Origin of the sequence: Leifsonia sp. AK011, from assembly GCF_013410945.1 — a bacterium.
In the GTDB taxonomy this organism is placed as follows: Bacteria; Actinomycetota; Actinomycetes; order Actinomycetales; family Microbacteriaceae; genus Rhodoglobus.
Map to the genome: position 1 here is coordinate 1,155,924 of NZ_JACCCH010000001.1, position 25,980 is coordinate 1,181,903.

Annotated in this window: 21 protein-coding genes; 15 read left to right on the top strand and 6 right to left on the bottom strand. The window is 67.5% G+C overall.

What is annotated here, in order from left to right; translation table 11 throughout:
* Nucleotides 1–31 precede the first annotated feature (31 nt).
* Entirely contained in the window at nt 32–1,018 is a 987-nt protein-coding gene (locus HDC94_RS05740; RefSeq protein ID WP_179495712.1) for an aldo/keto reductase, read from the top strand.
* On the opposite strand, the gene HDC94_RS05745 is transcribed toward HDC94_RS05740, so the two are convergent.
* On the bottom strand, nt 1,003–1,728 hold the full coding sequence (locus HDC94_RS05745) for an alpha/beta fold hydrolase (protein ID WP_179495714.1): 726 nt from the start codon (nt 1,726–1,728) through the stop codon (nt 1,003–1,005). The genes HDC94_RS05740 and HDC94_RS05745 overlap by 16 nt on opposite strands.
* 104 nt (nt 1,729–1,832) lie before the next feature.
* Between HDC94_RS05745 and HDC94_RS05750 the strand changes: the two genes are divergently transcribed.
* The 9 genes from HDC94_RS05750 (at nt 1,833) to HDC94_RS05790 (ending at nt 11,326) form a co-directional block, all read left to right on the top strand.
* The gene (locus HDC94_RS05750) at nt 1,833–3,224 is read left to right on the top strand and encodes a polysaccharide biosynthesis tyrosine autokinase (protein WP_179495716.1); all 1,392 of its coding nucleotides are present in this window, start codon (nt 1,833–1,835) and stop codon (nt 3,222–3,224) included.
* 93 nt (nt 3,225–3,317) lie between these two features.
* Nucleotides 3,318–3,905 carry a low molecular weight phosphatase family protein gene (locus tag HDC94_RS05755; protein ID WP_257021772.1) on the top strand — a complete coding sequence of 196 codons (588 nt, stop codon included), beginning with the start codon at nt 3,318–3,320 and terminating at the stop codon, nt 3,903–3,905.
* Between the two features lie 49 nt (nt 3,906–3,954).
* A complete protein-coding gene (locus HDC94_RS05760) occupies nt 3,955–4,839 on the top strand; it encodes a hypothetical protein (protein WP_179495720.1) in 885 nt (294 codons plus the stop codon).
* 245 nt (nt 4,840–5,084) lie between these two features.
* Nucleotides 5,085–6,134 (top strand): glycosyltransferase family 1 protein, encoded by a 1,050-nt coding sequence (locus HDC94_RS05765; RefSeq protein ID WP_179495722.1) that lies wholly within the window; start codon nt 5,085–5,087, stop codon nt 6,132–6,134.
* A 28-nt stretch (nt 6,135–6,162) separates the two neighbouring features.
* The gene (locus HDC94_RS05770; RefSeq protein WP_179495724.1) at nt 6,163–7,047 is read left to right on the top strand and encodes a glycosyltransferase family 2 protein; all 885 of its coding nucleotides are present in this window, start codon (nt 6,163–6,165) and stop codon (nt 7,045–7,047) included.
* Complete coding sequence (locus HDC94_RS05775) at nt 7,044–8,444, top strand: hypothetical protein (RefSeq protein WP_179495726.1); 1,401 nt, start codon at nt 7,044–7,046, stop codon at nt 8,442–8,444. Before HDC94_RS05770 ends, HDC94_RS05775 begins: the two co-directional genes overlap by 4 nt.
* A complete protein-coding gene (locus HDC94_RS05780; protein WP_179495727.1) occupies nt 8,428–9,405 on the top strand; it encodes a glycosyltransferase family 2 protein in 978 nt (325 codons plus the stop codon). The genes HDC94_RS05775 and HDC94_RS05780 overlap by 17 nt, the downstream gene beginning before the upstream one ends.
* Nucleotides 9,402–10,718 (top strand): oligosaccharide flippase family protein, encoded by a 1,317-nt coding sequence (locus HDC94_RS05785; protein WP_179495729.1) that lies wholly within the window; start codon nt 9,402–9,404, stop codon nt 10,716–10,718. Before HDC94_RS05780 ends, HDC94_RS05785 begins: the two co-directional genes overlap by 4 nt.
* A 41-nt stretch (nt 10,719–10,759) precedes the next feature.
* Complete coding sequence (locus HDC94_RS05790) at nt 10,760–11,326, top strand: NADPH-dependent FMN reductase (RefSeq protein WP_179495731.1); 567 nt, start codon at nt 10,760–10,762, stop codon at nt 11,324–11,326.
* On the opposite strand, the gene HDC94_RS05795 is transcribed toward HDC94_RS05790, so the two are convergent.
* Nucleotides 11,323–12,531: an MFS transporter gene (locus HDC94_RS05795; RefSeq protein WP_179495733.1), complete on the bottom strand. Its 1,209-nt coding sequence runs from the start codon at nt 12,529–12,531 to the stop codon at nt 11,323–11,325. The genes HDC94_RS05790 and HDC94_RS05795 overlap by 4 nt on opposite strands.
* Before the next feature lie 252 nt (nt 12,532–12,783).
* Here HDC94_RS05795 and HDC94_RS05800 point away from each other — a divergent pair, with 252 nt between their 5' ends.
* The 4 genes from HDC94_RS05800 to HDC94_RS05815 all read left to right on the top strand — a co-directional run bounded on the left by HDC94_RS05800 (nt 12,784) and on the right by HDC94_RS05815 (nt 17,786).
* On the top strand, nt 12,784–15,243 hold the full coding sequence (locus HDC94_RS05800) for a ribonucleoside-diphosphate reductase subunit alpha (RefSeq protein ID WP_179495735.1): 2,460 nt from the start codon (nt 12,784–12,786) through the stop codon (nt 15,241–15,243).
* 92 nt (nt 15,244–15,335) lie between these two features.
* Nucleotides 15,336–16,331, top strand: a complete 996-nt coding sequence (locus HDC94_RS05805; RefSeq protein ID WP_179495737.1) for a ribonucleotide-diphosphate reductase subunit beta — start codon at nt 15,336–15,338, stop codon at nt 16,329–16,331.
* A 62-nt stretch (nt 16,332–16,393) separates the two neighbouring features.
* Nucleotides 16,394–16,813 carry a GNAT family N-acetyltransferase gene (locus HDC94_RS05810; protein ID WP_179495739.1) on the top strand — a complete coding sequence of 140 codons (420 nt, stop codon included), beginning with the start codon at nt 16,394–16,396 and terminating at the stop codon, nt 16,811–16,813.
* A gap of 16 nt (nt 16,814–16,829) precedes the next feature.
* Complete coding sequence (locus HDC94_RS05815; protein ID WP_179495741.1) at nt 16,830–17,786, top strand: NADP-dependent oxidoreductase; 957 nt, start codon at nt 16,830–16,832, stop codon at nt 17,784–17,786.
* Nucleotides 17,787–18,061: 275 nt separating this feature from the next.
* Here the strand turns inward: HDC94_RS05815 and HDC94_RS05820 are convergent, their stop codons facing one another.
* The 3 genes from HDC94_RS05820 to hrpA form a co-directional block, all read right to left on the bottom strand.
* Nucleotides 18,062–19,339, bottom strand: coding sequence for a carboxypeptidase regulatory-like domain-containing protein (locus HDC94_RS05820; protein ID WP_179495743.1), 1,278 nt, complete (start codon nt 19,337–19,339; stop codon nt 18,062–18,064).
* 140 nt (nt 19,340–19,479) lie between these two features.
* A complete protein-coding gene (locus HDC94_RS05825; protein WP_308495637.1) occupies nt 19,480–20,331 on the bottom strand; it encodes a CoA ester lyase in 852 nt (283 codons plus the stop codon).
* A 65-nt stretch (nt 20,332–20,396) separates the two neighbouring features.
* A complete protein-coding gene (gene hrpA, locus HDC94_RS05830) occupies nt 20,397–24,248 on the bottom strand; it encodes an ATP-dependent RNA helicase HrpA (RefSeq protein ID WP_179495747.1) in 3,852 nt (1,283 codons plus the stop codon).
* Between the two features lie 110 nt (nt 24,249–24,358).
* Here hrpA and HDC94_RS05835 point away from each other — a divergent pair, with 110 nt between their 5' ends.
* A complete protein-coding gene (locus HDC94_RS05835; RefSeq protein ID WP_179495749.1) occupies nt 24,359–25,132 on the top strand; it encodes an alpha/beta fold hydrolase in 774 nt (257 codons plus the stop codon).
* On the opposite strand, the gene HDC94_RS05840 is transcribed toward HDC94_RS05835, so the two are convergent.
* On the bottom strand, nt 25,086–25,979 hold the full coding sequence (locus HDC94_RS05840; protein ID WP_257021633.1) for a DMT family transporter: 894 nt from the start codon (nt 25,977–25,979) through the stop codon (nt 25,086–25,088). The two genes, HDC94_RS05835 and HDC94_RS05840, sit on opposite strands and share 47 nt — an antisense overlap.
* Nucleotide 25,980: the final 1 nt, after the last annotated feature.

Here is a 25,980-nt window from a genome sequence, read left to right on the forward strand (position 1 = left end):
TCGACCGCCCGTGATCGGTTACCGTAAACCCATGGACACTCGCACCACCTCGCGGCTCGGCCGCGACATCTCCGTCATCGGACTCGGAACCTGGCAGCTCGGCGCCGACTGGGGGGACGTCAGTGAGGCGGATGCCCGTGCCATCCTCGACGCGTCCGTCGAGTCCGGCGTGACGATCTTCGACACGGCAGACGTCTACGGGGACGGCCGGAGCGAGGAGATCATCGGAGGCTACCTCGCCGACCGTTCCGACCTCGACATCTTCGTGGCCACGAAGATGGGCCGCCGTCTCGACCAGGTCCCGGAGAACTACTCGATGGCGAACTTCCGCGAGTGGACGGACCGCTCGCGCCGCAACCTCCAGCGCGACACGCTCGATCTCGTGCAGCTCCACTGCCCGCCCACGGCCGTGTACGTGGAGGACCGCACCTACGACGCGCTCGACACCCTCGTCGAGGAGGGCGCGATCGCACGCTACGGCGTCAGCGTCGAGACCGTTGAGCAGGCGCTCCTGGCCATCGCGCGACCGAACGTCACGAGCGTGCAGATCATCCTCAATGCCTTCCGTCTGAAGCCGCTCGACGCGGTGCTGCCCGCCGCCCTCGAGGCGGGCGTGGCGGTCATCGCCCGTGTGCCCCTCGCCTCGGGCCTGCTCAGCGGCAAGTACACCAAGGACACGGTCTTCGCCGAGAATGACCACCGCACCTTCAACCGTCAGGGCGAGGCCTTCGACGTGGGCGAGACGTTCTCGGGTGTCGACTTCGAGTCCGGGGTCGCCGCCGCCCGTGAGTTCGCGGAGTTCGCCGATTCGCAGGGGCTCACGCCGCCGGTTGCCGCACTCGCGTGGCTTGCCCAGTTGTCGGGCGTGACGACGGTGATCCCCGGCGCGCGCACGGTGCGCCAAGCGCAGTCGAACGCGTCAGCAGGCTCGGTTGCTCGTCTCACGCCGGAGTTCACCGCGCAGGTGCGCGACCTCTACGACCGCTACTTCCGTGAGGCGATTCACTCGCGCTGGTGACCCAGCAGTCGCTCGCGGAGTGCGTCGAGGGTCACCTCGGGCACGTCCCGCTGTGGCGAGTGGCCCGCGCCGGTGATCACGCGGTATTCGATCGATGGATTCGACTCGGCGAGTGATCGCGCGAGCTCGGGGTCGAGCATCGTGTACACGGCGGGGTCGCCGGAGAGGATGAGGGTCGGCACCGCGAGCGCGCGGGCCTCGGCGACCACGTTCCACTCGCCGGCATCGGTGAAGGTGCGGCCGACGGCATCCGGGACCACCGCGCGCACGCCCGCGAGCTTCGCTGCCCGGTCGCGCTCGTGCCAGTGCGGCTTGGCCTCGGCGATGGATGCCTCATCCAGGGCCAGCTCGGCGATCTGGTCGGCCGCAACCGCCTCGAACTCGGCCTCCGGCACCTCGAGCACGGGATCGAGCAGCACGAGGGATCGCGCGAAGCCTGGCTGGGAGGCGGCCACCACGGCGGCGGCGCCGCCGAGCGAGTGCCCGACGACCGCGTCCCAGTCCTCGCGGGGAAGGTCGGCGGCGTAGTCCGCCACCGTGTACCGCTCGCCCGCGGGGGAGGAGCCGTGGCCGCGAAGATCGACCGCGGTCAGTCGCGCGTGAGGCGCGAGTTCCTCGACGACCCGCCACCACGACTCCGCGGACGAACTGAGCCCGTGAACGAGGAGAATGCGCGGGCCGGAACTGCCCCAGTGGTAGGTGGCGAGCATCCCACCACGCTACGGGATGCCCCGGCGGCGAGCGCAATGTGACGGGAGCGCCCCGCGATCTATGACACCATGTCATGACTGGCGTGCAGCGGAAAGGGTTCATCGTGGAGCTTCGCGATTACTTCCGTGTGCTCCGGCGCAGCTGGATTCTCATTGCCCTGAGCTTCCTCGTGGCCGTCGGTATCGCTGCGACGATCTCCCTTGTGCAGACGCCGCAGTTCAGCGCATCGTCGAAGGTCTTCGTCTCCACCCAGGCCGGTGAGACCCCACAGGATCTCGTGCAGGGCAACAACTTCACGCAGGCCAGGGTCAAGACCTACGCGTCACTCGTGACGACCCCCATCGTGCTCGACTCGGTGATCGACAACGTCGGTCTCGACATCTCGGCTGCGGAACTCGCCCTCCAGATCAGCGCGTCGTCGCCGCTCGATACGACACTCATCACCATCACGGTGACCGACACCGACCCGCGCCGTGCCGCGAACATCGCCAACGCGGCATCGCAGAGCCTGTCGGCTGTCGTGCGCGAGATCGAGTCCACCGGCGAGAGCCTGTCGCCCGTGAAGCTCACCCGGGTGCAGAAGGCCACGGTGCCGACGGATGCCGTGAGCCCCAACATCCCGCTCAACATCGCGCTCGGCATCTTCATCGGTCTCGTGATCGGCATCCTCGCGGCCGTGCTGCGCGAAGTGCTGGATACGCGCATCCGCAACGAGCGGGACATCGAGGCCCTCACCGACATCCCGATCATCGGTGGTATCGCCTTCGACCCTCGGGCCGTCGAGCGACCCCTCATCGTGCACGAGGATCCGCGCAGCCCGCGGGCCGAGTCGTTCCGATCGCTGCGCACGAACCTCCAGTTCCTCGACATCGAGCGCCCGTCGCAGGCCTTCGTGACGACGTCAGCAGTCGAGCAGGAGGGCAAGAGCACGACGTCGGCGAACCTCGCGATCTCCATGGCGGACGCGGGCAAGCGTGTGCTGCTCATCGATGCGGACCTCCGCCGCCCCAAGGTCGCCGACTACATGGGGCTCGAGGGGGCCGTCGGCCTCACCGATGTGCTCATCGGCAAGGCGAAGCTCACCGACGTCATCCAGCCGTGGGGCTCCGGTTCGCTCTCGGTGCTCCCCGCTGGCACGGTGCCGCCCAACCCGAGCGAACTCCTCAGCTCGGCGGCGATGCAGAAGCTCGTCAACTACGTGCTCGAGAAGTTCGATGCCGTGATCTTCGACGCACCCCCGCTGCTTCCCGTGACGGATGCCGCGATCCTCGCCAAGAAGGTCGGTGGCGTCATCCTCGTGGTCGCTGCGGGCCGCACGCACAAGAACCAGGTGCGGGGCGTTCTCACGTCCCTGCGCAACGCCGGGGCGGATGCCTCGGGCATCGTCATCACGATGCTCCCCTCGAAGGGACCCGACGCCTACGGCTATGGGCGCTATGGCTACTATGGGTACGGTTCCGGCACAGCTGCCGCCGAGGAGATACCCGCTCCTTAGCGTGCCGCCGGTCCGCAGCATCCACGGCACCGGTGCCCGACACGGTGGTCGTGTGTACTCGAGCGTCGTGGCGAAGGCTGGAGCGGCGTGACCATGCAGTCGGCATTCACCGTGCTCACCGTGTGCAGCGGCAACATCGCACGCTCCCCGCTCATGGCCCTCCTGCTCGCCGATCGCCTCGGTGACCGCGTCGATGTCATCAGTGCAGGCACCATCGCGACGCCAGGGGAGCCGATGACCGACGAGGCTCTCGCCGTTGCGGCGCGGCTGGGAGTGGACGGCCGCGCCCACCGATCGCAGGTTCTCACCGCCGACCTCATCGCGAACGCCGACCTCGTTCTCACGGCAACGCGCGAGCATAGGGCGGATGTCGCGAGACTCCAGCCCATCGCATCCCGCCGCACGTTCACCCTTCGTGAGTTCGCACGGCTGGCGACCACCGTCGATTCCACCACGCTCGACGAGCTGCCGGATGGCTCCGAGCGCGGGCCGGAACTGGTGCGAGCCGTCGCGGCCAGGCGTGGAGTCGTGCCACCCCTCGTGAACCCGGCCGATGACGATCTCGACGACCCGTTCCGTCGTGAGGAATCGGTCTACGACCGCGTCGGTGCCGAGATCGACGCTGCGGTGACCACGCTCGTGTCCGTGGTGGCCGCAGCGGACGGCGCGCGTGCCGAGTAGGGCGCGAGGGCTCTCCGGGCAGGGATCATCATCGGCTCGCAGGGTTCTCGTGCTTGTCCTCGTCGCACTGTTCCTCGTCGTCGACGCCGTTCTCATCGCCCTCGCGGTCGCGCGCATCGCCGAGGCCGAGGCGACCGCGGGAGGTCCGATCCCGAGCTTCGGCATCCCCGACGTGCCGACTCCCGAGCCGGAGCAGACCGCTCCTCCCGCGGCGCTTGCCGCCCAGAACCGCTACATCGCGACCGTCGATGGCGTGACGATCTGGCGCTCGACCCTGGGTTCGTGCGAGGGCAGCGATGCCGTGATCGAGTTCAGTACCAACGGTGGGGTTGCCTGGTCGACTCTCGTGACAACCGAGATGCGTGCCCGTCAGGTGCTCGCACTCGAGGTCGTGGACGCCGACACGATCTGGGTGGTCGCGCGCGCCGGTGACACGTGTGCCGTCAGTGGGTTCGCCTCCTTCACGGGCGGCGAGTTCTGGGAACCCCGGCCGGAGGCGGTCACCCTCCTCCGCTACCTGGACCGGGATGCCGCCGACGTCGTGCACCTCCAGGGCCAGCCGGTGACGGCCCCCTGCCCGGAACCCCGCCAGGCCGTCTCGCGGGAGGGGGCGACGACCGTCGTGTGCGACGACATGGTCGCCGAGTGGAGCGGCTCGACAGGCACCTGGGCAACGCTCGAGGTGCCCGGCCTTCTCAGCGCGGCTCCCACTGCAGGCAACCACACCCTCGCGGTCTGGGGATCGGCCGGATGCGACGGCGTCTCGATCCAGGTGGTGCCCGTGCCCCTCGGCCTCGAGCAACCCGTGCGTACCGGATGCTACTTGACTGAGACCGCTCCCACGGATGTGTCTCTCCTGCGCAACGGCAACACGGTGTGGGCGTGGGTGGACGGCGACTTCCGGGTGTCGACCGATGGGGGTGCTTCGTGGTGATCAGCGAGCGATTGTCGTTTTGCAGGACAAATGTGCTCCGTGGTCTGGCAGAAGCCCGCTCGCTCGCTTACGATAGCGATCAACTGGAGAAACACAGCCGTTTGACAGTCCTGCTCTCGACCCCCATCGGCTGAGGCGCCCAACCCCCCAGGGCGTGCCATGTCAAAGGAGACCTGAATCGTGGGATATTTCCTTGCCCGAAGCCGTCGTGCTTCGCGAGCCCAGCGTGCGGTGGGGGCCGTGCGATGAGCGAACGACCCATCTACCTGAACATGGCCTTCGTCGGCCAGCGGGTCACCGGCCAGCAACGATTCGCCACCGAGATCTCGCGCCGCATCAGCGCGCAGTCGACCGTCATCCCCGTCTTCGTCCCCTCGTGGATCCGCAGCCGCGCGCTGCGGTGGCTCTGGGTCCAGCTCATCCTCCCGTTCACGACCCGACGCGGCACCCTCGTGAGCCTCACCGCGCGGGCACCCCTCGTGCACCCTCGCCACGTCGTGGTGGTCCACGACCTGTTCCCACTCACCAACCCAGAGTGGTTCTCCCCGCTCTTCGCCGCGGTTCAGGCGACTCTTCTGCGAGCGCACCTGAGATTCGCACGCAAGATCGCGGTCGTGAGCGAACCCATGGCCGAGGAGGTGCGTCGGCGCGCGCGCCCCGGCATGGAGATCGTGCTCGTGCCGAATGCCCCGAGTGAGATCTTCCTGAGCCGCAAGGAGACCCAGTCCGGCCTTCTCGAGCGCCTGAAGCTCGTGCCTGCCGGTTACCTGCTCGTCGTCGGGAGCATGGATCCCCGCAAGAACCTCCCGCGCATCGTCGAGGCGTACGACGCCATGTCGGACGAGCAGAAGCGCGCCCTTCCGTTGGTTGTTGTGGGCTCGGGCAGCAGTATTTTCAGTGGATCGGACGTCGAATGGCCGAGTGGCGTCATCCGTGCGGGGTACGTGCGCGACGACGAACTGGTCGACCTCTACTCGAACGCCCGGGCCACCGTTTTCGGCAGCCTCGCCGAGGGCTTCGGTCTGCCGGTGGTCGAGGCGGCGGCGTGCGGGTCGCCTCTCCTGCTGTCGAACATCGAGGTCTTCCGCTGGCTGTGCGGCGGCACCGCAACGTACTTCGACCCGCTGAGCACCGCGAGCATCGCCGGTGTGCTGCGCCTCGTGATGGACACCGAGCCGCGTGGCGAGCACCAGGGGCTCCGCGAGGTCTCCTCGAGGTTCTCGTGGGAGCGCTCGGCCGACCAGCTGCTCGACGCCGTCACCGGTCCCGCGCGGGCGGGACTCCCGGTTGGATGATGCGGGGCCCGGCGGTGCCGACATCCCCGTGACTGTCCCGCCAACCCGCGCCACAGTCGCGGTGGTCATCTCCACGCTCGGTCGTGTCGATGCCCTCGCTGCACTCCTCGGCGACCTCGCCGCGCAGACCCGGCCCCCGCTCGTGGTGGCGGTCTGCGACCAGAGCAACGACCCAGAGAGCGGAGTCTCGGACGTGTGTGATGCGCACCGCGACAGGCTCGATATCCGTGTGGTCACGTCACCTCGCGGACTTTCGCGGGGACGCAATGCGGCCGCGGCCGCGGTGCGGGGCGAAGCCGACTACCTGTTCTTCCCGAACGACACCTCCCGGCTCGGACCCGATGCCCTCGAGCGCTTCCGCCCGAGGGACGGAGTCGAGGCGTTCGCCGGCCAGTACCGAGACGCGCACGGCGCGCGGACTCACGTTGAGGCGGGTTTGTTGCCACTGGCGAAGAACAACGTCTGGGCGGCCATGGAACCGGCACTTTTTGTGCGGTCCGACGCCTTCACGGCGAGCGGCGGTTTCGACGAGACCCTCGGTTCTGGCGCGTCGACACCGTGGCAGAGCGGCGAGGGAACGGAGCTGCTCCTGCGTCTCGGCAGGGCTGGGGGGCGCATCCAGTTCGATCCCGACCTTGTGGTGGAGGGTGTCCCCGAGAGCGAGGGGCTCGACCGCGCGCAGCGGCAGCGCAAGCTGCGCGCGTACGGGCGCGGCTATGGCCATATCCTCAGGGAGTGGAACTACGGCGCCCGTCGGCGCTGGGCAGCGGTGCTCGGCGGCTTCGCGCTCGGCATTCGCCAGCCCCGTAGGTTCACTCTGGGCGATGGATGGCACGTGGGACTCGGAAGGGCGGAGGGCATCATGAACCGCACCCTCGGTACTTCAACCACGATGACCGCGGTGGACCGATGAGCGTCGCTACGAAGACGAGACCGACCACCCCACTGCCGTCCACGGACGCGACCGCGAGGGGTGGTGAACGCCAGGCCGTGACCGTCATCCCCGTGCTCATGCACTGGGCATGGTCGCCCCTCGGTCTGCTCCTGCTGCTGCCGCTTCCCGCGCTCGTGGCAGCGCTCACGGTTCCGGATGACTCGTACATGATGCTCTGGGGTCAGCCCATGTTCGTGACCGGCGACATCAAGCTGCTCGCCATCCTCTACTCCGCGGTCATCCTCGGCACGTTCGTCGCCCTGCACCCGCTCGTCACGCGCTCGAGCGAGCTGCGTGTCACGAATGCCCAGGTGCGCTGGGTAGAGATCTCGACCGTCGTGCTCGCCTGGATCACCTTCGCGGCCTACGCCGCGTGGCTCGCATTCGGCATCGCGCGGGGCATGGACTTCGCGCTGATCGGGGATCTCCTGCAGGGCGAGTCCTCGGCGCCCTACCGGTTGAAGGCCTTCTACCTCGAACCGGTCAGCGGCGTGACCACCTGGGCGCAGCTGGGGATCCTGGTCGGCCCGCTGGCCGTGCTCCGCAGCAAGCTCACGGGACGGAGCGCGTGGCCGCTCGTGCTCGCTCTCCTCGTGGCGTCGGCGGCGCGCGCACTCCTGTTCAGCGAGAGGCTCGCTGTGCTCGAGGTGCTCGTGAGTGTGGGCATCGCCTGGCTCATCCTCCGACGCGAAGCACCGTTCTTCTTCAAGAACGCGTTCGCCGTCGTGCTGACCTACGTGTCGTTATGGCTGAGTCTCGTCGTGTTCTTCGGCGTCTTCGAGTACACCCGGTCGTGGCTGCACTACTACGCGTCGCGCTTCGATGGCGGCATCGCCGACTTCGCGTGGCAACGCCTGCTCGGGTACTACGCGACCGCGATCAACAACGCGGCGCTCCAGTCTCAGGTGGCGGAGTCCGACCTGAACATCGCCTACCTCTTCCAGGGTGATCTCTACACGTCCCTCCTGGGGCCCGCCGCCGTCGAGGCCAACCGTTTCGCGAACAGCCTGCAGTCCCTCTCCAACCCCGAGTTCAACAACGTCTCCGGCCTCCTCGTGCCGAACACCGCCTTCGGTGGGCTCGGGGGCCTGGTGTTCTGGGTGTTCATCGCCGCAGCGATCAGCATCGTGGCGATCGTGGCATCCCGCGGGCGTCTCATGGCGATCCTCGCGTACTGCAGCCTCGGTATCGGCATCCTCGAGGTCGACCGGCTCTTCTACTACGGCACCTCGCGCTACCTCGCGGTGATCATCGCGCTCGTCGTACTGACCCTCACCTACGTCTACGCGAGTCGGGGCTCGAGCGAGCGCCGAATCCGCAGGAGAATCCTGTCGACGACCGAGCCTTCCGCCGGATCGGATGACCCCGCTGTCTAGTCCCGCCGCACCGATGGTCAGCGTCGTCGTGGCGTTCCACGACGACGCCGCCCGTGTCGAGACCGCGCTCCGACAACTCGCGGCCATCGACTACCCGAACGCGGAGTTCCTGCTCGTCGACGACGGGTCGACGGATGCCACCCCCGGCCTCCTCGACGCGTTCGCCGCCGAGCGACCCGCCGTGCGGGTGCTCCACAATCCCGAGAACCGTGGAGTCGCGGCATCCCGCAACCGCGCGGTCGCGGAGGCCACGGGGCAGTACCTCTGGTTCGCGGACCCCGACGACCGATGGGATGCCGGCATGCTGGGCCAACTCGTCGCGGCCGTCGACCCCGGGGCCGATATCGTCGTGTGCGGGGCGCGGGTGGTCGACGAAGCGGGTTGCCCGGTGCGCACCATCGACGACGTGCCGACCCGTCACGACCTCACGGGGCTCGAGGCGCTCGAGGCGGTCCTCCGCGGCGAACTCACGGGCTACCTGTGGAACAAGCTCGTCCGCCGCGGTCTCGCAACGCCGTTCCCGATCCAGCGTTCCCTCTCCGACCTGCCGTTCGTCGCCGCAGCAGTGTCGGCGGCGGCGGTCGTGCGACGCATCCCGGGCACCCCATACACCTATGTGCAGCGGGCCGGGTCGATCACCCGCGCGGGCGGGGGCGTCGATCTCGGGGATCTCGCGCGTTCTGCCCTGGCGGTGATCGAGACGGCAGGGGACGCGCCTGCCCCCCTCGTCACACTGTTCCGTTACTGGTTCGCTATTGTGCCGACGCACACCCAGTGGGCACTGCGACACGAGCGCGCGACGGCCATGGTGGATGGCCTCGACGTGAGGGTGCGTGTGGGCGAGGCTCGTGGCATCCTCCCGCTCGACCGACGCACGGCGCTCAAGGCCCTGTGGATCCGCTGTGCCGGCCCGCTGTTCGCACCGATCTACCGCGCGCTCATGAGGGGGCGGACGCCGTGACGGACGCCTCGCAGTCCGGGAGCACCAGCCAGCGGGTGCTCGTCTCGCTCTTCGGCAACGTCTTCCCGCCGCTGAGCGCGTTCGTCACCGCGCCGATCCTCGCGCAGGCTCTCGGGGTGGCCGGGCGCGGCGAACTGGGAGCCGCGACCGCGCCGCTCCTGCTCGCGCTCGGCATCGTCACGTTCGGCATGCCGGAGGCGATCACTCACTTCGTCGGCCGCGGCTCTGGCCCGATGCGCACCGTGGTTCTGCGCGGGCTCGCCTGGCTCACCCTCGGGGGAGTGGCGGGAACCGCGGGCATCGTGCTCCTCGCACCCGTGCTGTCCGCCGGGAGCGCGGATGTCGGTGCACTCATCCGCATCGCCGCGATAGCCCTCGTGCCGAGCCTGCTCCTCAGCGGTCTCCGTGGGCTCGCCGCGGGCCTCCACCTGTGGGGCCTCATCACGACGGAACGCATCGTGGCCGCGGTGTTCCGCCTCGCGGCGATCGTCGTGCTCGCGGTGACGGGGACGCTGACCGAGTTCACGGCGACCGTCGTCATCGGGCTCACCTCGTTCGTCGGGGCGATCGCCTACGTCGCGCTTCCCGCAGGTATACGCCGGAGAGCGCGCGCAGCGGTGGAGGCAGCACCGTTCGGCATGCTGTCGTTCGGCGGGAGGATCTGGATCGGCTCGTTCATCGGCATCCTGCTCGCCCGCTTCGACCAGGCGATCCTGCTGCCGCTGTCCTCCGCGGTGGCCCTCGGCCTCTACGTCGTCGCCGTGAGCATCAGCGAACTGCCGCTCGTCTTCAACAGCGCGATGCGCGACGTCATGTTCTCGGCCGAGTCGGAGTCGAGCCAGGATGACCGCCTCGCGCTCGCGTCACGCACGTCCACCATCGTCACAGCTGTCATCGCGCTCGCCGTCGGGATACTGAGTGTCTGGGGCATCCCCTTCCTCTTCGGTGCGGACTTCGACGGTGCCGTTCTGCCGACCGCGATCCTGCTCGTGGGAGTCGTGCTCGGCAATCCCGGATCGATTGCGGGCGTCGGGCTCAGCGCTCGCGGGCGTCCAGGGCTCCGGGCGTTCGCACTCGCCGTCGGGTTCGTGGTGAACCTCGCCGTCGTGGTGCTGCTCGCGCCCACCCTCGGTGCGATCGGTGCGGCTCTTGCGGCCCTGCTCGGCAGCGTGCTCGCCGGGTTCGTCAACATCGTCTGGCTGCGTCGGTACTTCGGGTTCCGACTCAGCGCGTTCTACGGCTTCCGGGCGAGCGACGTGACGGCCATCGTGGTGGCCGGCCGCAGCATCCTCGCGAGGGTGCGACGGCGCTGAGCTCGGAATGTTCCGGCCCCCGCGAATGGTTGACTTGTCACATGAAGCTCATGGTGATCGTCGGTAGTGTTCGTCCGGGTCGGGTTGGCCTCCCCATCGCACAGTGGGTGCACCAGCGCGCCGCGTCATCCGATCGGTTCAGTGTGGATTTCGTCGACCTGGCCGAACTCGCGCTCCCGTTCATGGACGAGCCAGCGCACCCGGCACGCCGCGCGTACACCAAGCCCCACACGATCGCGTGGAGCGAGCGGGTGGATGCCGCAGACGGCTTCATTCTCGTGAGCCCCGAGTACAACCACTCCTACTCGCCCGTGCTCAAGAACGCGCTCGACTACCTCGCCCAGGAGTGGAAGCACAAGCCCGTCTCGATCGTGAGCTACGGCGGCGTCTCGGCGGGAACGCGAGGCGCGGCCGCGCTCGAGCAGGTGCTCACCACGCTCGGACTCGTCAAGACCGGAGCCAATGTGGAGATCAACTTCGTGGCGCAGCACGTGCGTGACGGGCAGTTCCACCCGGAGGACAAGCACGACTCGATCCTCCACACGGCCCTGAACCAGATGCACGACCTGCACGAGGCGCTGAGCCCACTGCGGGCTCTCGCGGCCTAGCTCGGCTGGACGGGCACCGGCGCGGTGTCGGGGATGGGGCTGGCATCCCGCCCGCGCAGGTCGGGATGCCACCGGCGCAGCAGGGTCGGCACGAGCGTGCCGAGGAACGCGAAGGCGATCGCTGCCCAGAAGGCACCGATGGCGCCGTTCGCGTCGATGAGGAACCCGGCGATAGCCGACCCGATGGCCGCACCGATGAGCTGGCCCGTACCGACCCATCCGTAGGCCTCCGCCGTGTCGCTGAACTTCACGCTCGATGACACGATCGCGAAGATCACGGCCAGCGCCGGCGCTATGCCGATGCCGGCGATGAGCAGGGCACCGGCGAGCCACCAGAAGTCGAGCCAGATCGAGGCGAGGGCCATACCCGCGAAGACGAGGAACATGCGGCGTGCGAGGGCCCACGGGCCGATCGGCACGTGACCGAGCGAGAGACCTCCCGCGAGGGACCCGATCGCCCAGATGCCCAGAACGATGCCGGCCTCAGGCCCGCCATGCCCGAACACGGCCACGACGCCGGCCTCGATCGCGGCGCACGCCCCGACGAGCAGGAAGCCCGTGATCGTGGCAAGGAGCACGGGCCTGCGCGTGAGTACCGTGCCGAACGAGCGCTTGCTCCTCGGGATGCGCACCCTGCCGACGTCGGGCGAGGAGATGAACCAGATGCCGCCCCCGATGAGGAAGGCCGCAGCTACGAAGATCGCCGTCTGCGTCGAGATCTGGGTGGCGATGAGGGTCGTGATGACGGGGCCCGCAACCCAGATGATCTCCTGGGCCGAGGCATCCAGCGAGAACAGCGGGGTGAGCTGCCGCGAGTTGACCATCTTCGGGTAAATCGTGCGCACGGCTGGCTGGATCGGGGGAGTGCTCAGTCCGCCGATGAAGCCCACGATCATGTACATCGGAACGCTCATCGGGAAGATCGCGATCGAGAGGATGGCGCCCGTGCAGACGATGAGCGTGAGGATGAGCACCTTGCGCATGCCCCACACACCCATCCAGCGGCTCGTGAGGGGGCCGGCGATCGCCTGCCCGATGCTCGTCGCGGCGAGGACGAGGCCGGCCGCCCCGTAGGAGTTGTGGACGCGCTCGACGTGCAGCAGGTAGGCCAGCGAGAGCATGCCTCCGGGGAACCGCGCGGTGAGCTGCGCGGCGATGATGCGCGCAACTCCGGGGGTTCTCAACAGGTCAAGGTAACTCTTCACAAGATCACCAGCCTATCGCCGCGTTCCGACGCCGCTCCTGGCGCGTCGGTAGCCGTCGCTAGGGTGTGGAATCTGTGCATAACTGCGCGAACTTATGCACAGTCTGTGGACGACACGCCCACTACATCTAGGGTTACCGTCGTGTCGGTACCCCGCTATATAGTGATGGAACCGCTTGGCCGGGGTTAGGGCCGCGGGGCATGTTTCGGGGATAGGACGGGTCGTTTTTGGCGACCCGAGAGGGAGTTTTTCGTGGGAATTACAGTCGTCAAGCGCAGTGGTGAGCGAGAGCCATACGACGCCAACAAGATCAACCTCGCGATCGAGGCGGCAACGGTCGGCCTCGACGAGAACATCACCTGGGTCACCCAGATCGCGTCCGAGCTCGAGCTCACGCTCTTCGATGGCATCACGACCCAGCAGCTCGACGAGGCGGTCATCCAGGTCGCCCTCCAGAACGTGAAGGATGACCCGGCGTTCGATGTCGTCGCTGCGCGTCTCCTCCTCAAGACGATCTACAAGCGCGTGCTCGGCGACTACGAGTCCGCCGAGGAGCTCAAGGAACTCCACCGCGCGCACTTCGCACCCAACGTCACGCGCGGCGTCGAAGAGGGGCTGCTCGACCCGCGCCTCACCGAGATGTTCGACCTCGACTTCCTCGCCAGCAAGCTGGAGCCCGCCCACGACGAGCTCCTCAAGTACATCGGCGTCGTCACGCTCAACAACCGTTACGGCATCAAGGGTCGTAACGGCGACGCGCTCGAGGTTCCCCAGTACTTCTGGATGCGCATCGCCATGGGCCTGTCGCTCAACGAGGCCAACCCCACCGAGGCGGCCCTCAAGTTCTACGAGAAGATGTCGAGCCTCGAGTACCTCGCGGCAGGCTCCACCCTCGTCAACGCCGGCACGATCTACCCCCAGCTCGCGAACTGCTTCGTCATGGAGATGCAGGACGACATGGAGCACATCGCCAAGACGACGCGCGATGTCATGTGGCTCACGAAGGGCACCGGCGGCATCGGCCTCTCGGTGACCAAGCTCCGCGCGCAGGGCTCGCCCATCCGCTCCAACAACACCACCTCGACGGGCCCGATCCCGTTCATGCACACGATCGACTCGATCCTGCGCGCGGTCAGCCGCGGCGGCAAGAAGTTCGGTGCCCTCTGCTTCTACATGGAGAACTGGCACCTCGACTTCCCCGAGTTCCTCGAGCTGCGCAACAACTCGGGTGACCCGTACCGTCGCACCCGCACCGCCAACACGGCGGTCTGGATCTCCGACGAGTTCATGAAGCGCGTGCAGAACGACGACGACTGGTACCTCTTCGACCCGCTCGAGGTCAGCGACCTCAACGAGCTGTACGGCAAGGAGTTCTCGGCGCGTTACACCGAGTACGTCGCCAAGGCCGAGGCCGGCGAGATGCGGATGTTCAAGAAGATCTCCGCTCGCGAGCAGTTCAAGTCGATCCTCATCTCCCTCCAGACCACCAGCCACCCGTGGCTGACCTGGAAGGACACGATCAACAACCGTGCGCTCAACAACAACACGGGCACTATCCACCTGTCGAACCTCTGCACCGAGATCACGCTTCCGCAGGATGAGGACAACGTCTCCGTCTGCAACCTCGCGTCGATCAACCTCTCGCAGCACCTCATCACCGACCCGGCGACGGGCGCGGTGCGCGTGGACTACGCGAAGATCGAGGAGTCGGCTCGCCTTGCGGTTCGCCAGCTCGACAACCTGATCGACATCACGCGCTCCTCGGTGAAGGAGGCGGACTTCTCCAACAAGGAGAACCGCGCGGTGGGCCTCGGAGTCATGGGCTTCACCGACATCATCGAGAAGCTCGGCCACAGCTACGAGAGCGAAGAGGCCTACGACCTCATCGACGAGATCATGGAGCACGTCTCCTACGCTGCGATCGATGCATCCACCGAGCTCGCCAAGGAGCGCGGCGCGTACGCCAACTTCGAGGGCAGCCGCTGGTCGCAGGGCCTCGTGCCGCTCGACTCGATCGCCCTCACCGAGGCCGACCGTGGCGTGGCGATCAAGGTCAACCGCACGACACGCCTCGACTGGGACGCGCTGCGCGAGAAGGTCAAGGGCGGCATGCGCAACGCGACGCTCATGGCGATCGCGCCGACCGCATCCATCGGTCTCGTCGCGGGCACCACGCCCGGTCTCGACCCGCAGTTCTCGCAGATCTTCAGCCGCGCGACCTCGAACGGCAAGTTCCTCGAGGTCAACCGCAACCTGGTCGCCGACCTGCAGAAGCGCGGCATCTGGGAGTCGACGCGTGAGTCGATCCTGCGCAGCCAGGGTGACATCCAGAACATCGCCTCGATTCCGGATGACCTCAAGGCCGTGTACAAGACGAGCTTCCAGCTCTCGCCCTACGCCTTCCTCGAGGTTGCCGCTCGTGCGCAGAAGTGGATCGACCAGGCGATCAGCCGCAACATGTACCTCGAGACGCGTGACCTCGGCGACATGATGGACATCTACTTCGCGGCGTGGGAGCGCGGCGTCAAGACGACGTACTACCTGCACATGAAGCCCCGCCACACCGCCGAGCAGTCCACGGTCAAGGTCAACAAGACCGAGGAGCTCGTCGCGTCGAAGTCGGCCCCGGCCGAGGCATCCACCGGCGCTGCCGCACCCGCGGCACCCGCGCGTCGCGGCTTCGGTGGCCTCGCCCCGAAGGCTGGTGCCTGATCATGGACCGCGCCTTCGACAACACCCTCGAATATTCAGTTCCGGTCGACCCGATGGACGACCTCCAGTGCGAAAGCTGCCAGTAGACAATCATGGGAATTCTAGGAACGGGCCTCCAAGAGGGGCTCCTGCTCAAGCCGATCCGCTACCAGTGGGCGATGGACCTGTACGACCAGGCCGTGGCCAACACGTGGTTCCCCAACGAGATCCAGCTCGGTGAGGACATCGCCGACTTCAAGAAGATGACGGAGGAGGAGCGCCACGCGGTGACCTTCCTCATGAGCTACTTCAACCCGAACGAGCTCCTCGTCAACAAGGCGCTCGCGTTCGGCGTTTACCCCTACGTGAACGCCGCAGAGGCGACCCTGTACCTCGCGAAGCAGATGTGGGAGGAGGCCAACCACTGCATGAGCTTCGAGTACGTGCTCGAGACGTTCCCGATCGATCGTGACGAGGCCTACAACGCCCACGTCGACATTCCGTCGATGGCGCGCAAGGAGGAGTTCGAGGTCAAGTACATCCGTCGCATGACGGAGCAGACGCTCGACATCACGACCACCGAGGGCAAGAAGGACTTCATCCGCAACCTCGTCGCGTACAACGTGATTCTCGAGGGCGTGTGGTTCTACTCGGGCTTCATGGTCGCGCTGAGCTTCCGCCAGCGCAACCTGCTGCGCAACTTCGGTTCGCTCATGGACTGGGTCGTGCGCGACGAGAGCTTGCACCTCAAGTTCGGCATCAACCTCATCCTCACGGTGCTCGAGGAGAACCCCGACCTGCAGACGGAGGAGTTCGCCACCGAGATCAAGCAGATGATCCTCGACGCCGTCGAGATGGAGGAGGCCTACAACCACGACCTGCTCCCGAACGGCATCCTCGGCCTCAACGCGACGTACATCAACCAGTACGTCAAGTACCTCGCCGACCGTCGCCTCGAGGAACTCGGGTTCGAGCCCCACTACAACGTCAGCAACCCGGCGAAGTGGATGGCGGCAGCCAACGACACCCTCCAGCTCGTGAACTTCTTCGAGTCCACGAACACCTCGTACGAGTCGAACGCCTCGGCGACGACCTCGTCGAAGAGCTAGCCACGGAGACGATCGAGAGGGTCGACTGGTTCGACCCGCGGGCCGTCGCGCTCCGTCAGGCGATGGATGCCGAGACCGGCGCCATGTACGCGGTGTTCACCAACGGCCGGACCCCGGAGCAGCGCGCCGCCATCGACGACGCGCTGTCCGTGGATCCTGCCGAGATCACCGACACGCTTCTCGCGCTCGAGGACGGGGTGGCGGCGGGGACGGCCTCGCTGCGTCCGTTCGGCGATGAGCTTGAGGTGAAGAAGGTGTTCGTCGCGGTTCCGTTCCGTGGGCAGGGGCTGTCGCGGCGGATCATGCTCGAGCTGGAGGGCATCGCGCGGGTGCGTGGGGTGGCATCCCTCGTGCTGCAGACGGGGCCGCTGCAGGTTCCCGCGATCCGCCTGTACGAGAGCCTCGGCTACGTGCGCATCGAGCCGTACGGCAAGTACGGTGTGATCGAGGACACCCTGTGCTTCCGCAAGGTGCTCGACTGACCTCGAAGGGGACACCATGACCAACGGCCGCGCGATCATTGCCAACTCGTTCGGGGCACCCGAGGTGCTCGAACTCGTCGAGGTGCACGTGCCGGAGCCCGGCCCGGGTGAGGTGACGATCCAGGTGCACGCCGCTGGTGTGAATCCTGCGGACATCAAGCGGCTCGCGGGCGCGTTCGGCTCGCCGAAGCTTCCCATGCATCACGGCAGCGAGGTGTCCGGCACGGTCGCCGCGGTGGGCCCGGACGCCGTCGGCCCGATGGGCGCGATCTCCGTGGGCGACGCCGTGATCGGCTATCCGGTGTCGGGTGGCTATGCGGACGCGATCACGGTCAAAGCGTCATCCGTGCTCCCGAAGCCCGAGCCGCTCGATTGGCCTGAGGCGGCGAACCTCCTCGCGACGGGCGTCACCGCGTGGCACCTGCTCGAGGCGACGGGTGTGGGGGAGGGCGACCGCGTGCTCATCCACGGTGCGTCCGGTGGTGTCGGCTACACGGCGGCCCAGCTCGCGCTGCTGCGCGGCGCGGTCGTTGTCGGCACCGCGAGTGCGAGCAACCAGAAGCTGCTCACCGACGCCGGCGTCAAGGCCGTTGTCTACGGCGACGGCCTCGCCGACCGGGTGCGCGCCGAGCTGCCCGAGGGTGTGACCGTCGCGCTCGACACTGTAGGCACCGACGAGGCCCTGGATGTCTCGGCCGAGCTGGTCGCGGACCGCGATCGCATCGCCACCATCGCCGGCTTCGAGAAGGGTGCGGAGCTCGGCATCAAGATGCTCGGCGGTGGCCCGGGCGCGGACCCCGGCCGTGACATCCGCACCGCCGCACGCCCCGAACTCGTGGCGCTCGCGCAGGCTGGCAAGCTCCACATCGTGATGGGGCGTACGTTCCCGCTCGAGGGCGCCATCGAGGCGCTCGAACTCGTGCGCACGGGCCACCCGGGCGGTCAGGTCGCCCTGCGCCCGAATGACCCCTGAGGCCTAGAGCCTCTTCGTGGGTTGAGGAGCGTCGCGAAGCGACGCGTCTCGAAACCTCACCGATGTGACACGGAGGTGAGGTTTCGATAACGGCGGGCTTCGCCGCGCCTACTCAACCCACCGGGTTTCGATAACGGCGGGCTTCGCCGCGCAACCTGACGGCCGGGACGGCCGTCAGCGCTGGCGTCGCGGCGAAGGCCAGAAATGGCCTTCGCTCCCAGCTTCAGCGCGCTCACCCACCGGGTTTCGATAACGGCGGGCTTCGCCGCGCCTACTCAACCCACCGGGTCGGGGTCACTCGGCGGAGTTGTGGCGCGCCTGCGGCGAACCACGACCACGATGATGACAGCGGCTGCCGCGAGAACGACCAGCACGATCACGATGATGAGCCACGTCAGGTCGGCTGAGGTGGGCACGACGACCCCCGCGGAGTCCGCGATCGGCACGAGCCTGATCGTCAGGTAGTCGATGCTGGTTCCGGCGTAGTTGCGCACCTCGCCGTCCTCCGGCTTCTGCTTGTAGCCCGCGGGGGGATTCTCGACGGTGATCATGAGGTCGCCAGTGGCCTTGACCTCCTCGAAGACGAAGGAGCCGTCCTTCGCCGTCGTCGTCTGGAGGGTCTCGCCATCCTTCATGAGCGTGAGCTCACCCGCGAACAGCTCGCCGTCCTCGCCGTCGCCCGTGAGCACGACAGTGCCCGCGATGGAGTTCGTGGATTTCGCGGGCTTCTTCGCGACGAGGAAGAGGTTCTGACTCGCGACGTTGTTGCCCGCGGTGAGCTGCACGGGGCGCTCATCGGTGGAGAAGTCCGGCGCGATGGCGTGGATGACCGCCTTGCCGACCGGCACGGATGTGATCGTGTACTTGCCTGTCGTGTCGGTGTTGACGGGCCCGTAGCCGTTGCCGCCCACGGAGACGGTGACGGTCGCACCCGCGATCGGAGTCGTGGTTCCTGCGACGTAGACGGTCCCGCTGACGCTCACGGTCGCGACGGGAGTCGGGGTAGGCGTTGGGGTAGGCGTCGGAGTCGGCGTGGGCTTGGGAGTCGGCTTCGGGGTGGGAGTCGGGGTCGGGGTGGGCGTGGGAGTCGGGGTGGGAGTCGGCCCGGATCCCGTCCAGATCCCGAGGATGTAGGGCGCATCGGCGGGCGGCGTGACCCAGTCCGCGTTATCCAGGTCGGTGACCACGGCGAGGGGGTCACGCGACCAGAAGTAGTCGTCGTCATCCGTCGTGCTGTGGGCGCTGAAGGTGTACTCCTCGCCGTCGGCGACGGGCACGTCGAGCTGGAAGCGTCCGTCCTTGTCGGTCTCCAGCATCCCGATCGGGCGCTGGGAGTCGCCGTCGTCGACATACACGGTGACATCCAGCCCCGGGATGCCCTTGTCGCTGGGAAGCCCGTCCGGCGAGACGCGGTACGTCACCTGCCCCGCGAACGTGACGTCACCGTCTCCGGGGTCGACGTCGTCGGCCAGCGCGGGGGCGGCCACGGACGCGAGGGTGAGAGTCGAGGCGATCAATACGGCCGTTGCGCGACGTCCTAGACGCAGATTCATGAAGGTCCCCAGCTCCTTTTCGGCCCGCGTGATGGGCCACCGAGAAGAACTGTAGTGAATCGAGGTCACTCCCGCTGGGGTGTCTGGCTGGATTCCCTGGGTGTGTCGGAGACGATCACTGACCGCCGGCGACGTCGGCTCTACGCGGGCTCGACCCCGAACGCGCGCGCGAGCTTGTCGATCTTCTCGGCGCGACCGAGGCGCGGCAGGTCGCTGCCATCCCGGATGACACGCCCCCTGGCCTCGAAGTCGCGAAGGAACTCGCGTGCCCAGGCCACATCCGACCTGGTCGGACTGATGACCTCGTTGATGATCGGCAGCTGTTCGATGTCGAGGCACAGCTTGCCCGTCATTCCGAGAGCGACAGCGACGGACGACTGCTCGCGAAGGACGGGGTGGTTGGTGCCGACGGTGGGTCCGTCGATGGGTCCGGGCAGCTTGCCGACACGGCTGGCAACCACCAGGCGTGAGCGTGGGTACGCCATGGCGAGGTCGTCGGCGCTCGTGCCGGTGTCGCGACGGTAGTCACCGCTGCCGAACGCCAGGCGGTACGCGCCTCGAGCTCGCGCGATGTTCGCCGCCTCTTCGATGCCGAGCGCGGATTCCACGAGGGCGATGACGGGTGTCGCTCCGCGCAGGCGGTCGAAGGTCTCGGAGACGTGCTCGGCGGCCTCCGCCTTGGCGAGCATCACGCCGCGCAGTCCGGGGAGACCGGCGAGTGCATCCACGTCGTCAGACCAAAAGTCACTCGTGCGGTCGTTGATGCGCACCCACCCCGTGCCACCGTTCGACAGCCAGGACACGATGCCGTCCCGGGCCTCAGGCTTGCGTCGGGGGTCGACCGCGTCTTCGACATCGAGGATGATCTGGTCGGCGCGAGAAGCCTCTGCCGCATCGAAGTCCTCTGGCCTGGTCGCAGCCACCAGGAGCCACGAGCGGGCGATTTCGGCTGACACGTCGCGAGGAGCTGGTTGGTGCACGGGAGAATCCACTTCGTGTAGGGGCGCTCCCAGAGTAGCCGTTTCTCGCGGAGTGTACAGCGTGACTTAACGGCGCGTCAGGTGGCGAGGGCCTTCGTGATCCTCTGGATGCTCACCGGTCCGTCGGTGCCGAGGTGCTGCGCGAACAGGCTCAACCGCAGCTCCTCGAGCATCCAGCGCACCTTCACCAGGGACGGCGGGGCATCCGCCGCGAGGGGCAGGGCGCCGCCCGCCGCGACATAGAGGGCCGTGGCCTGCTGCACCTCGTGCATCCACGTGCGGTCACGCCCCACGTTCTCGGCGAGCTTCGAGACGCGGTGCACGATTCCCGCGAGGTAAACGGGATACCTGCGCAGTCGGTCGAGACCGGCTCGCGAGAGGAATCCGGGATGCACGAGCGCGTCGAGCTGGGACCGTGCATCGCCGAGCGGCGCGATGAGGGCCAGGCTCGTGGCATCCCGGATCGCCTTGTCGGCGTCGCGCGCGGCCGTGAGGATGCGCGACACCAGGGCCACGGTCGTGAAGAGACCATCGACCACGGCAGCGGAGACGGCATCGCGGGCGGCGAGGAACTCGGCCTCGGTGAAGATCGAACCGGGATCGACGATCGACTCGACGAGGGCGGCCAGCGCATCCTCGAAGAGTGCCGCGGTGCTGCGGTAGGGGGAGGTCGCCAGGATGAGCTTCTCCTGCGTGGTGAGGTGCTCCTGCACGTACGCGGTCGGTGCGGGAACGGCGAGGAGCAGCAGACGCAGCACGCCGAGGCGATGGGCCGCGGCTTGGTCCTCGGGCGTCGCCATGAGCCTGATCGCGACCGTGGCGCCCTCGTCGACGAGGGCGGGATAGGCGCGGACGCGGTTGCCGCCGTGGTCGGTGTCGCGGATGCGGTCGAGGTCGCCGAGATCCCACGTGGCGATGCCGGAGCGCTCGACTCGCGGGGCCGGGGGAGCGGCGGCGGCCTGGGCCGGGCGCTTCGGGCCGTCGACAACGGTGGCGATCGACTCCCGCGCGGCCGGAGCGAGGGCGGCCTGGAGGGTGGTGAGCGAGCGACCCCGCTCGACGACCTTGCCGCGGTCATCCACTACGGCGAAGCTCGGCACGAGGTGCTCGGGCACGCGTGACCAGTCGAAGTCGCTCGGGCTCACGATCGTGTAAGCCTGGCGACCGATCTCCACGGCAAGGTACTCGGTGATCGAACCGGGACGCGACTCGCCCGCGAGCGGTTCGAGTAGACGGCGAGCCCAATCGGCGGCGGGCACGACGTTCTTGCGGATGTGCTTGGGCAGTGCCTTGATCAGCGCGGTCACGAGTTCCTCGCGCAGGCCGGGAACCTGCCAGTCGAAGCCGTCGCGCCGCAGCCCCGCGAGAAGCGGGAGCGGCACCGAGATCGTCACGCCGTCGTCGTCTGCGCCCGGGAGGAACTTGTACGAGACGGCGAGAGTCTGGTCCCCTTGCTTCCACTCCGCCGGGAAACCCTCACCGAGGTCGGCGTCGGGCTCCTCCTCGAGGAGGTCGGCCTCGCGCATCGTCAGCAGGTCGGGATCCTCGGTGCGAGCCGTCTTCCACCACTTCTCGAAGTCGCGCTGGGTTGCGACATCCCGCGGGATGCGCCGGTCGTAGAAGGCGACAACCGCCTCGTCGTCGAGCAGGATGTCACGGCGCCGGGTGCGCTCCTCGAGCTCTGCCAGCCGCGCTCGCAGTGCCCTGTTGTTGCGGTCGAACGCGCTAATACGCTTGTCGGTCCGGTGAAGGTCCCAGTCGCCCTCGACGAGTGCGTGCCGAATGAAGAGGTCGCGAGCGAACGACGGATCGATGCGCGCGAACTGCACCCGGCGCTTTGTGATGATCGGCACGCCGTACAGGGTGACGCGCTCGTACGCGACCGCCGCGCCCTGCTTCTTCTCCCAGTGCGGCTCGGAGTAGGTGCGCTTGGCGAGGTCGCCGGCGATGGGCTCGGCCCACGCCAGATCGATGGCGGCATTCACCCGAGCGAACAGGCGACTCGTCTCGACGAGCTCGGCGCTCATCACCGCGGAGGGCTGCTTCTTCGCGAGCGCCGACCCCGGAAAGATCGAGAACCGCGTTCCCCGGGCCCCCGCGTAGTCCTTCTTCGCGAGGTCGCGCACGCCGATGTGGCTGAGGAGACCCGAGAGCAGGGAACGGTGGATGCCCGTGGCATCCGTCGACCGGTCGCCCACCGTGAGACCCAGCTGCCTGGCCGCGCGCGAGAGCTGGCGGTAGAGGTCCTGCCACTCGCGCACGCGCAGGTAGTTGAGGAACTCGGCCCGCACCCGCCGCCGGAACTGGTTGCCGCTGACCTCGCGTTGGGTGTCCTCGAGGTAGTTCCAGAGGTTGAGGAGCGTGATGAAATCGCTCGTCGGGTCGGTGAAGCGCGCGTGCTGCTGGTCGGCCTGCGCGCGCTTCTCGAGCGGTCGCTCGCGCGGATCCTGGATGCTGAGGGCTGCGACGATCGCGATGACCTCCCGTGTCACGCCGTAGCGCCCTGACTCCACGAGCATGCGCCCGAGCCGCGGGTCGACGGGCAGCTGCGAGAGCTGTCGTCCGACCTTCGAGATCTTCATTGTGGTTGCCGGTGGTTGAGGAGTCCGCGAAGCGGACGTCTCGAAACCCCCACGAGATACGTCCAACGCCCCGAGTTCCGTCAGGAGATCGACACCATCCTTGATGCCCCGGGAATCCGGCTTCTGGAGGAACGGGAAGTCTTCGATGTTCCCGAGCCCGAGCGACACCATCTGCAGGATGACCGCGCTCAGGTTGGTGCGCAGGATCTCGGGGTCGGTGAACTCGGGCCTCCTGGCGAAGTCCTCCTCCGAGTAGAGCCTGATGGCGATGCCGTCGCTCGTGCGCCCACTTCGCCCCGACCGCTGGTTGGCGCTCGCCTGGCTGATCGCCTCGATCGGCAACCGCTGGATTTTCGAGCGCACGCTGTACCGGCTGATGCGCGCAGTGCCGGTGTCGATGACGTAGCGGATGCCCGGCACCGTGAGACTCGTCTCGGCGACGTTCGTCGACAGCACGATGCGCCGACGGATGCCCGGAGTCCGCTTGTCGAACACGCGGTGCTGGTCCGCTGCACTCAACCTGCCGTACAGGGGTAGCACCTCGGTTGTGGAGGCCCCGCGGCCGGACAAGTGCCCGCGCACTGCATCCTCGGCATCCCGAATCTCGGCCTCGCCCGACAGGAACACGAGCACGTCTCCGTCGCTCTCGCGCTCCAGCTCGTCGAGCGCATCGGTGATGCCCTCGAGGTAATTGCGGTCCTCAGAGGGCTCGCCCTCCTCGTCCTCACTGAGTTCACCGACGAGCGGGCGGTAGCGGATCTCGACGGGGTAGGTGCGGCCCGACACCTCGATGATGGGCGCTGGGGTGCCATCCGCCGCCGCGAAGTGCCGCGCGAAGCTCTCGGGGTCGATCGTCGCACTCGTGATGATGACCTTGAGGTCGGGCCGGCGCTGGATCAGCTGCGTGAGGTAGCCGAGGAGGAAGTCGATGGTGAGGCTGCGTTCGTGGGCCTCGTCGATGATGATCGCGTCGTACTTCTTCAGATCCCGATCGCGGTGGATCTGGGCGAGCAGCACGCCGTCGGTCATGAGGCGGATGCGCGTGCTCGGGCCGATCCGGTCGGTGAACCTCACCTGATACCCGACGAGGCCACCCACCTCCTGCCCGAGCTCCTCGGCAACTCGTTCGGCGATCGTGCGAGCGGCGATGCGCCGCGGCTGTGTGTGCCCGATGACGTTGTAGCCGAGCTCGAGCAGCATCTTCGGCAGCTGGGTCGTCTTGCCGGAGCCCGTGGCGCCCGCGACGATCACGACCTGGTTCTCCCGGATGGCACGCATGATGTCGTCCCGCCGCTGGCTGACGGGCAGCTCGGGCGGGTACACGATGGCAAGGGGAGTCTCAGACATGAGCCTTACAGCTTAAGGCTTCGAGACGCACCCGCGGGTTGAGTAGGCGCGGCGAAGCCCGCCGTCATCGAAACCTCACCACCGTGACCGTCTCCCCGATACCCTCAACCATGAGCTGGTTCCCCAGGCGTCTCCCACTCCTCAACGTGGTGGAAGACATGGGTGAGGGTCCGGTGGTCATACTCATCCACGGCATCGCCTCCTCGTCGGTCACGTTCCAGAACGTGCTGCCACTCATCCGCGACACGCACCGCTGCATCACGATCGACCTGCTCGGCTTCGGTACCTCTCCGATTGTCGAGGACTGCGACTACACGCTCGCCGACCACGCGAACGCGATTCGCCGCACCATCCAGCACTTGCGGTTGAAGCATCCCTTCACCCTCGTCGGTCACTCGATGGGGTCGCTCATCGCTGCGCGCTACGGCGCTCGCTGGCCGGGTTCCGTGAACAAGCTCGTGCTCGTGAGCCCGCCCATCTACCTCGCGCCGGGCGAACTCTCCGATGACCTCGAACGCGGGCGGATGGATTTCTACCTCAAGGCGTACAAGTTATTTCGGGAAAACAGGGACTTCACGCTCCAGAACGCGGCCATCGTGGAGCGCTTCCTCGCGATCCCCAAGGCGATGGACATCAACGCCCGCACGTGGACGCCATTCGTGAAGTCCCTGGAGAACTCGATCGAGTCACAGACCACCGTCAGCGATATCGCCAACGTTCAGGCGCCGGTCGAGATCGTCTACGGCTCCTTCGACCAGTTCGCGTCGGAGGGCTCGATGCGGATCGTGTCCAGGATGCGCGGGGTGGAGGTTCATCGCGTCTCCGCGAGCGACCACCTCATCGGGAAGCGGCTGGCTCGGGTTGTGGCGCAGGCGATCGGCTAGGGCGAGCGGCGAACTGACCCACGAGTACGCCCAGCAGTACGAGCACGATCCCGATGATCTGGTTGACCCCGAGCACCTCACCCACGAGGAGGGTGCCGAGCAGGACGCCTGTCACCGGATTGAGCAGCCCGATCACTCCCACAACTCCGGCAGGCAGGTGCCGCAGGCCCGCGAACCAGGCGACGAAGGCGACCGCCGTGCCGATCACGGTGATGTCGACGAAACCCCAGAACGATCCCGCGTCGAGCGCTGGCGGGGCTCCCTCCACCACGAGAGCGACGGGCGCCAGCAGGATCGAGCCCGCGATGAGCTGCCAGGCTGTGCTCGCCAGGAGCGGGACATCCCCGCCCCATCGCCGGGCAAGGAGGAAGCCGACCGAGGAGCTCGTCATCGCGGTGAGTGACACCACAACACCCCAGCCGTTGATCTCCTCGCCGCCCGGCGAGAGCATGACCGCGACGCCAGCGAACCCGATGGCAGCGCCGATCACCGAGACCAGTTGCGGGCGTTGCGAGAGCAGCGGCCAGGCGAGCACGAGGATGACACCAGCCGACGTGGCCATCACGGTGGACGCGATGCTTGAGGGCAGCAGCTGGGCCGCGAGGTACACGAGTACAAAGAAGGCGCCGATGTTGAGCACGCCGAGCACGAGCGACTTCCACCACCACGAGCCGGTCGGCAGGCGGCGGGCGAGCGCGAGAAGAATGAGGCCGGCGGGCAGCGCGCGGATGAGCGCACCCCAGAGCGGATGCTCGGCGGGCAGTAGCGCGTGGGTGACGACGTAGGTCGATCCCCACGCAATCGGTGCGATGGCCGTGACGAGCATCCATCGCCAAGTATTTTCCATG

Excerpts from the sequence above, each read along its gene's own strand:
- HDC94_RS05740 (WP_179495712.1), top strand. The coding sequence starts at position 32 with ATGGACACTCGCACCACCTCGCGGCTCGGCCGCGACATCTCCGTCATC.
- HDC94_RS05745 (WP_179495714.1), bottom strand. The coding sequence starts at position 1,728 with ATGCTCGCCACCTACCACTGGGGCAGTTCCGGCCCGCGCATTCTCCTC.
- HDC94_RS05755 (WP_257021772.1), top strand. The coding sequence starts at position 3,318 with ATGCAGTCGGCATTCACCGTGCTCACCGTGTGCAGCGGCAACATCGCA.
- HDC94_RS05765 (WP_179495722.1), top strand. The coding sequence starts at position 5,085 with ATGAGCGAACGACCCATCTACCTGAACATGGCCTTCGTCGGCCAGCGG.
- HDC94_RS05775 (WP_179495726.1), top strand. The coding sequence starts at position 7,044 with ATGAGCGTCGCTACGAAGACGAGACCGACCACCCCACTGCCGTCCACG.
- HDC94_RS05780 (WP_179495727.1), top strand. The coding sequence starts at position 8,428 with ATGACCCCGCTGTCTAGTCCCGCCGCACCGATGGTCAGCGTCGTCGTG.
- HDC94_RS05790 (WP_179495731.1), top strand. The coding sequence starts at position 10,760 with ATGAAGCTCATGGTGATCGTCGGTAGTGTTCGTCCGGGTCGGGTTGGC.
- HDC94_RS05805 (WP_179495737.1), top strand. The coding sequence starts at position 15,336 with ATGGGAATTCTAGGAACGGGCCTCCAAGAGGGGCTCCTGCTCAAGCCG.
- HDC94_RS05810 (WP_179495739.1), top strand. The coding sequence starts at position 16,394 with ATGGATGCCGAGACCGGCGCCATGTACGCGGTGTTCACCAACGGCCGG.
- HDC94_RS05815 (WP_179495741.1), top strand. The coding sequence starts at position 16,830 with ATGACCAACGGCCGCGCGATCATTGCCAACTCGTTCGGGGCACCCGAG.
- HDC94_RS05820 (WP_179495743.1), bottom strand. The coding sequence starts at position 19,339 with ATGAATCTGCGTCTAGGACGTCGCGCAACGGCCGTATTGATCGCCTCG.
- hrpA (WP_179495747.1), bottom strand. The coding sequence starts at position 24,248 with ATGTCTGAGACTCCCCTTGCCATCGTGTACCCGCCCGAGCTGCCCGTC.
- HDC94_RS05835 (WP_179495749.1), top strand. The coding sequence starts at position 24,359 with ATGAGCTGGTTCCCCAGGCGTCTCCCACTCCTCAACGTGGTGGAAGAC.
- HDC94_RS05840 (WP_257021633.1), bottom strand. The coding sequence starts at position 25,979 with ATGGAAAATACTTGGCGATGGATGCTCGTCACGGCCATCGCACCGATT.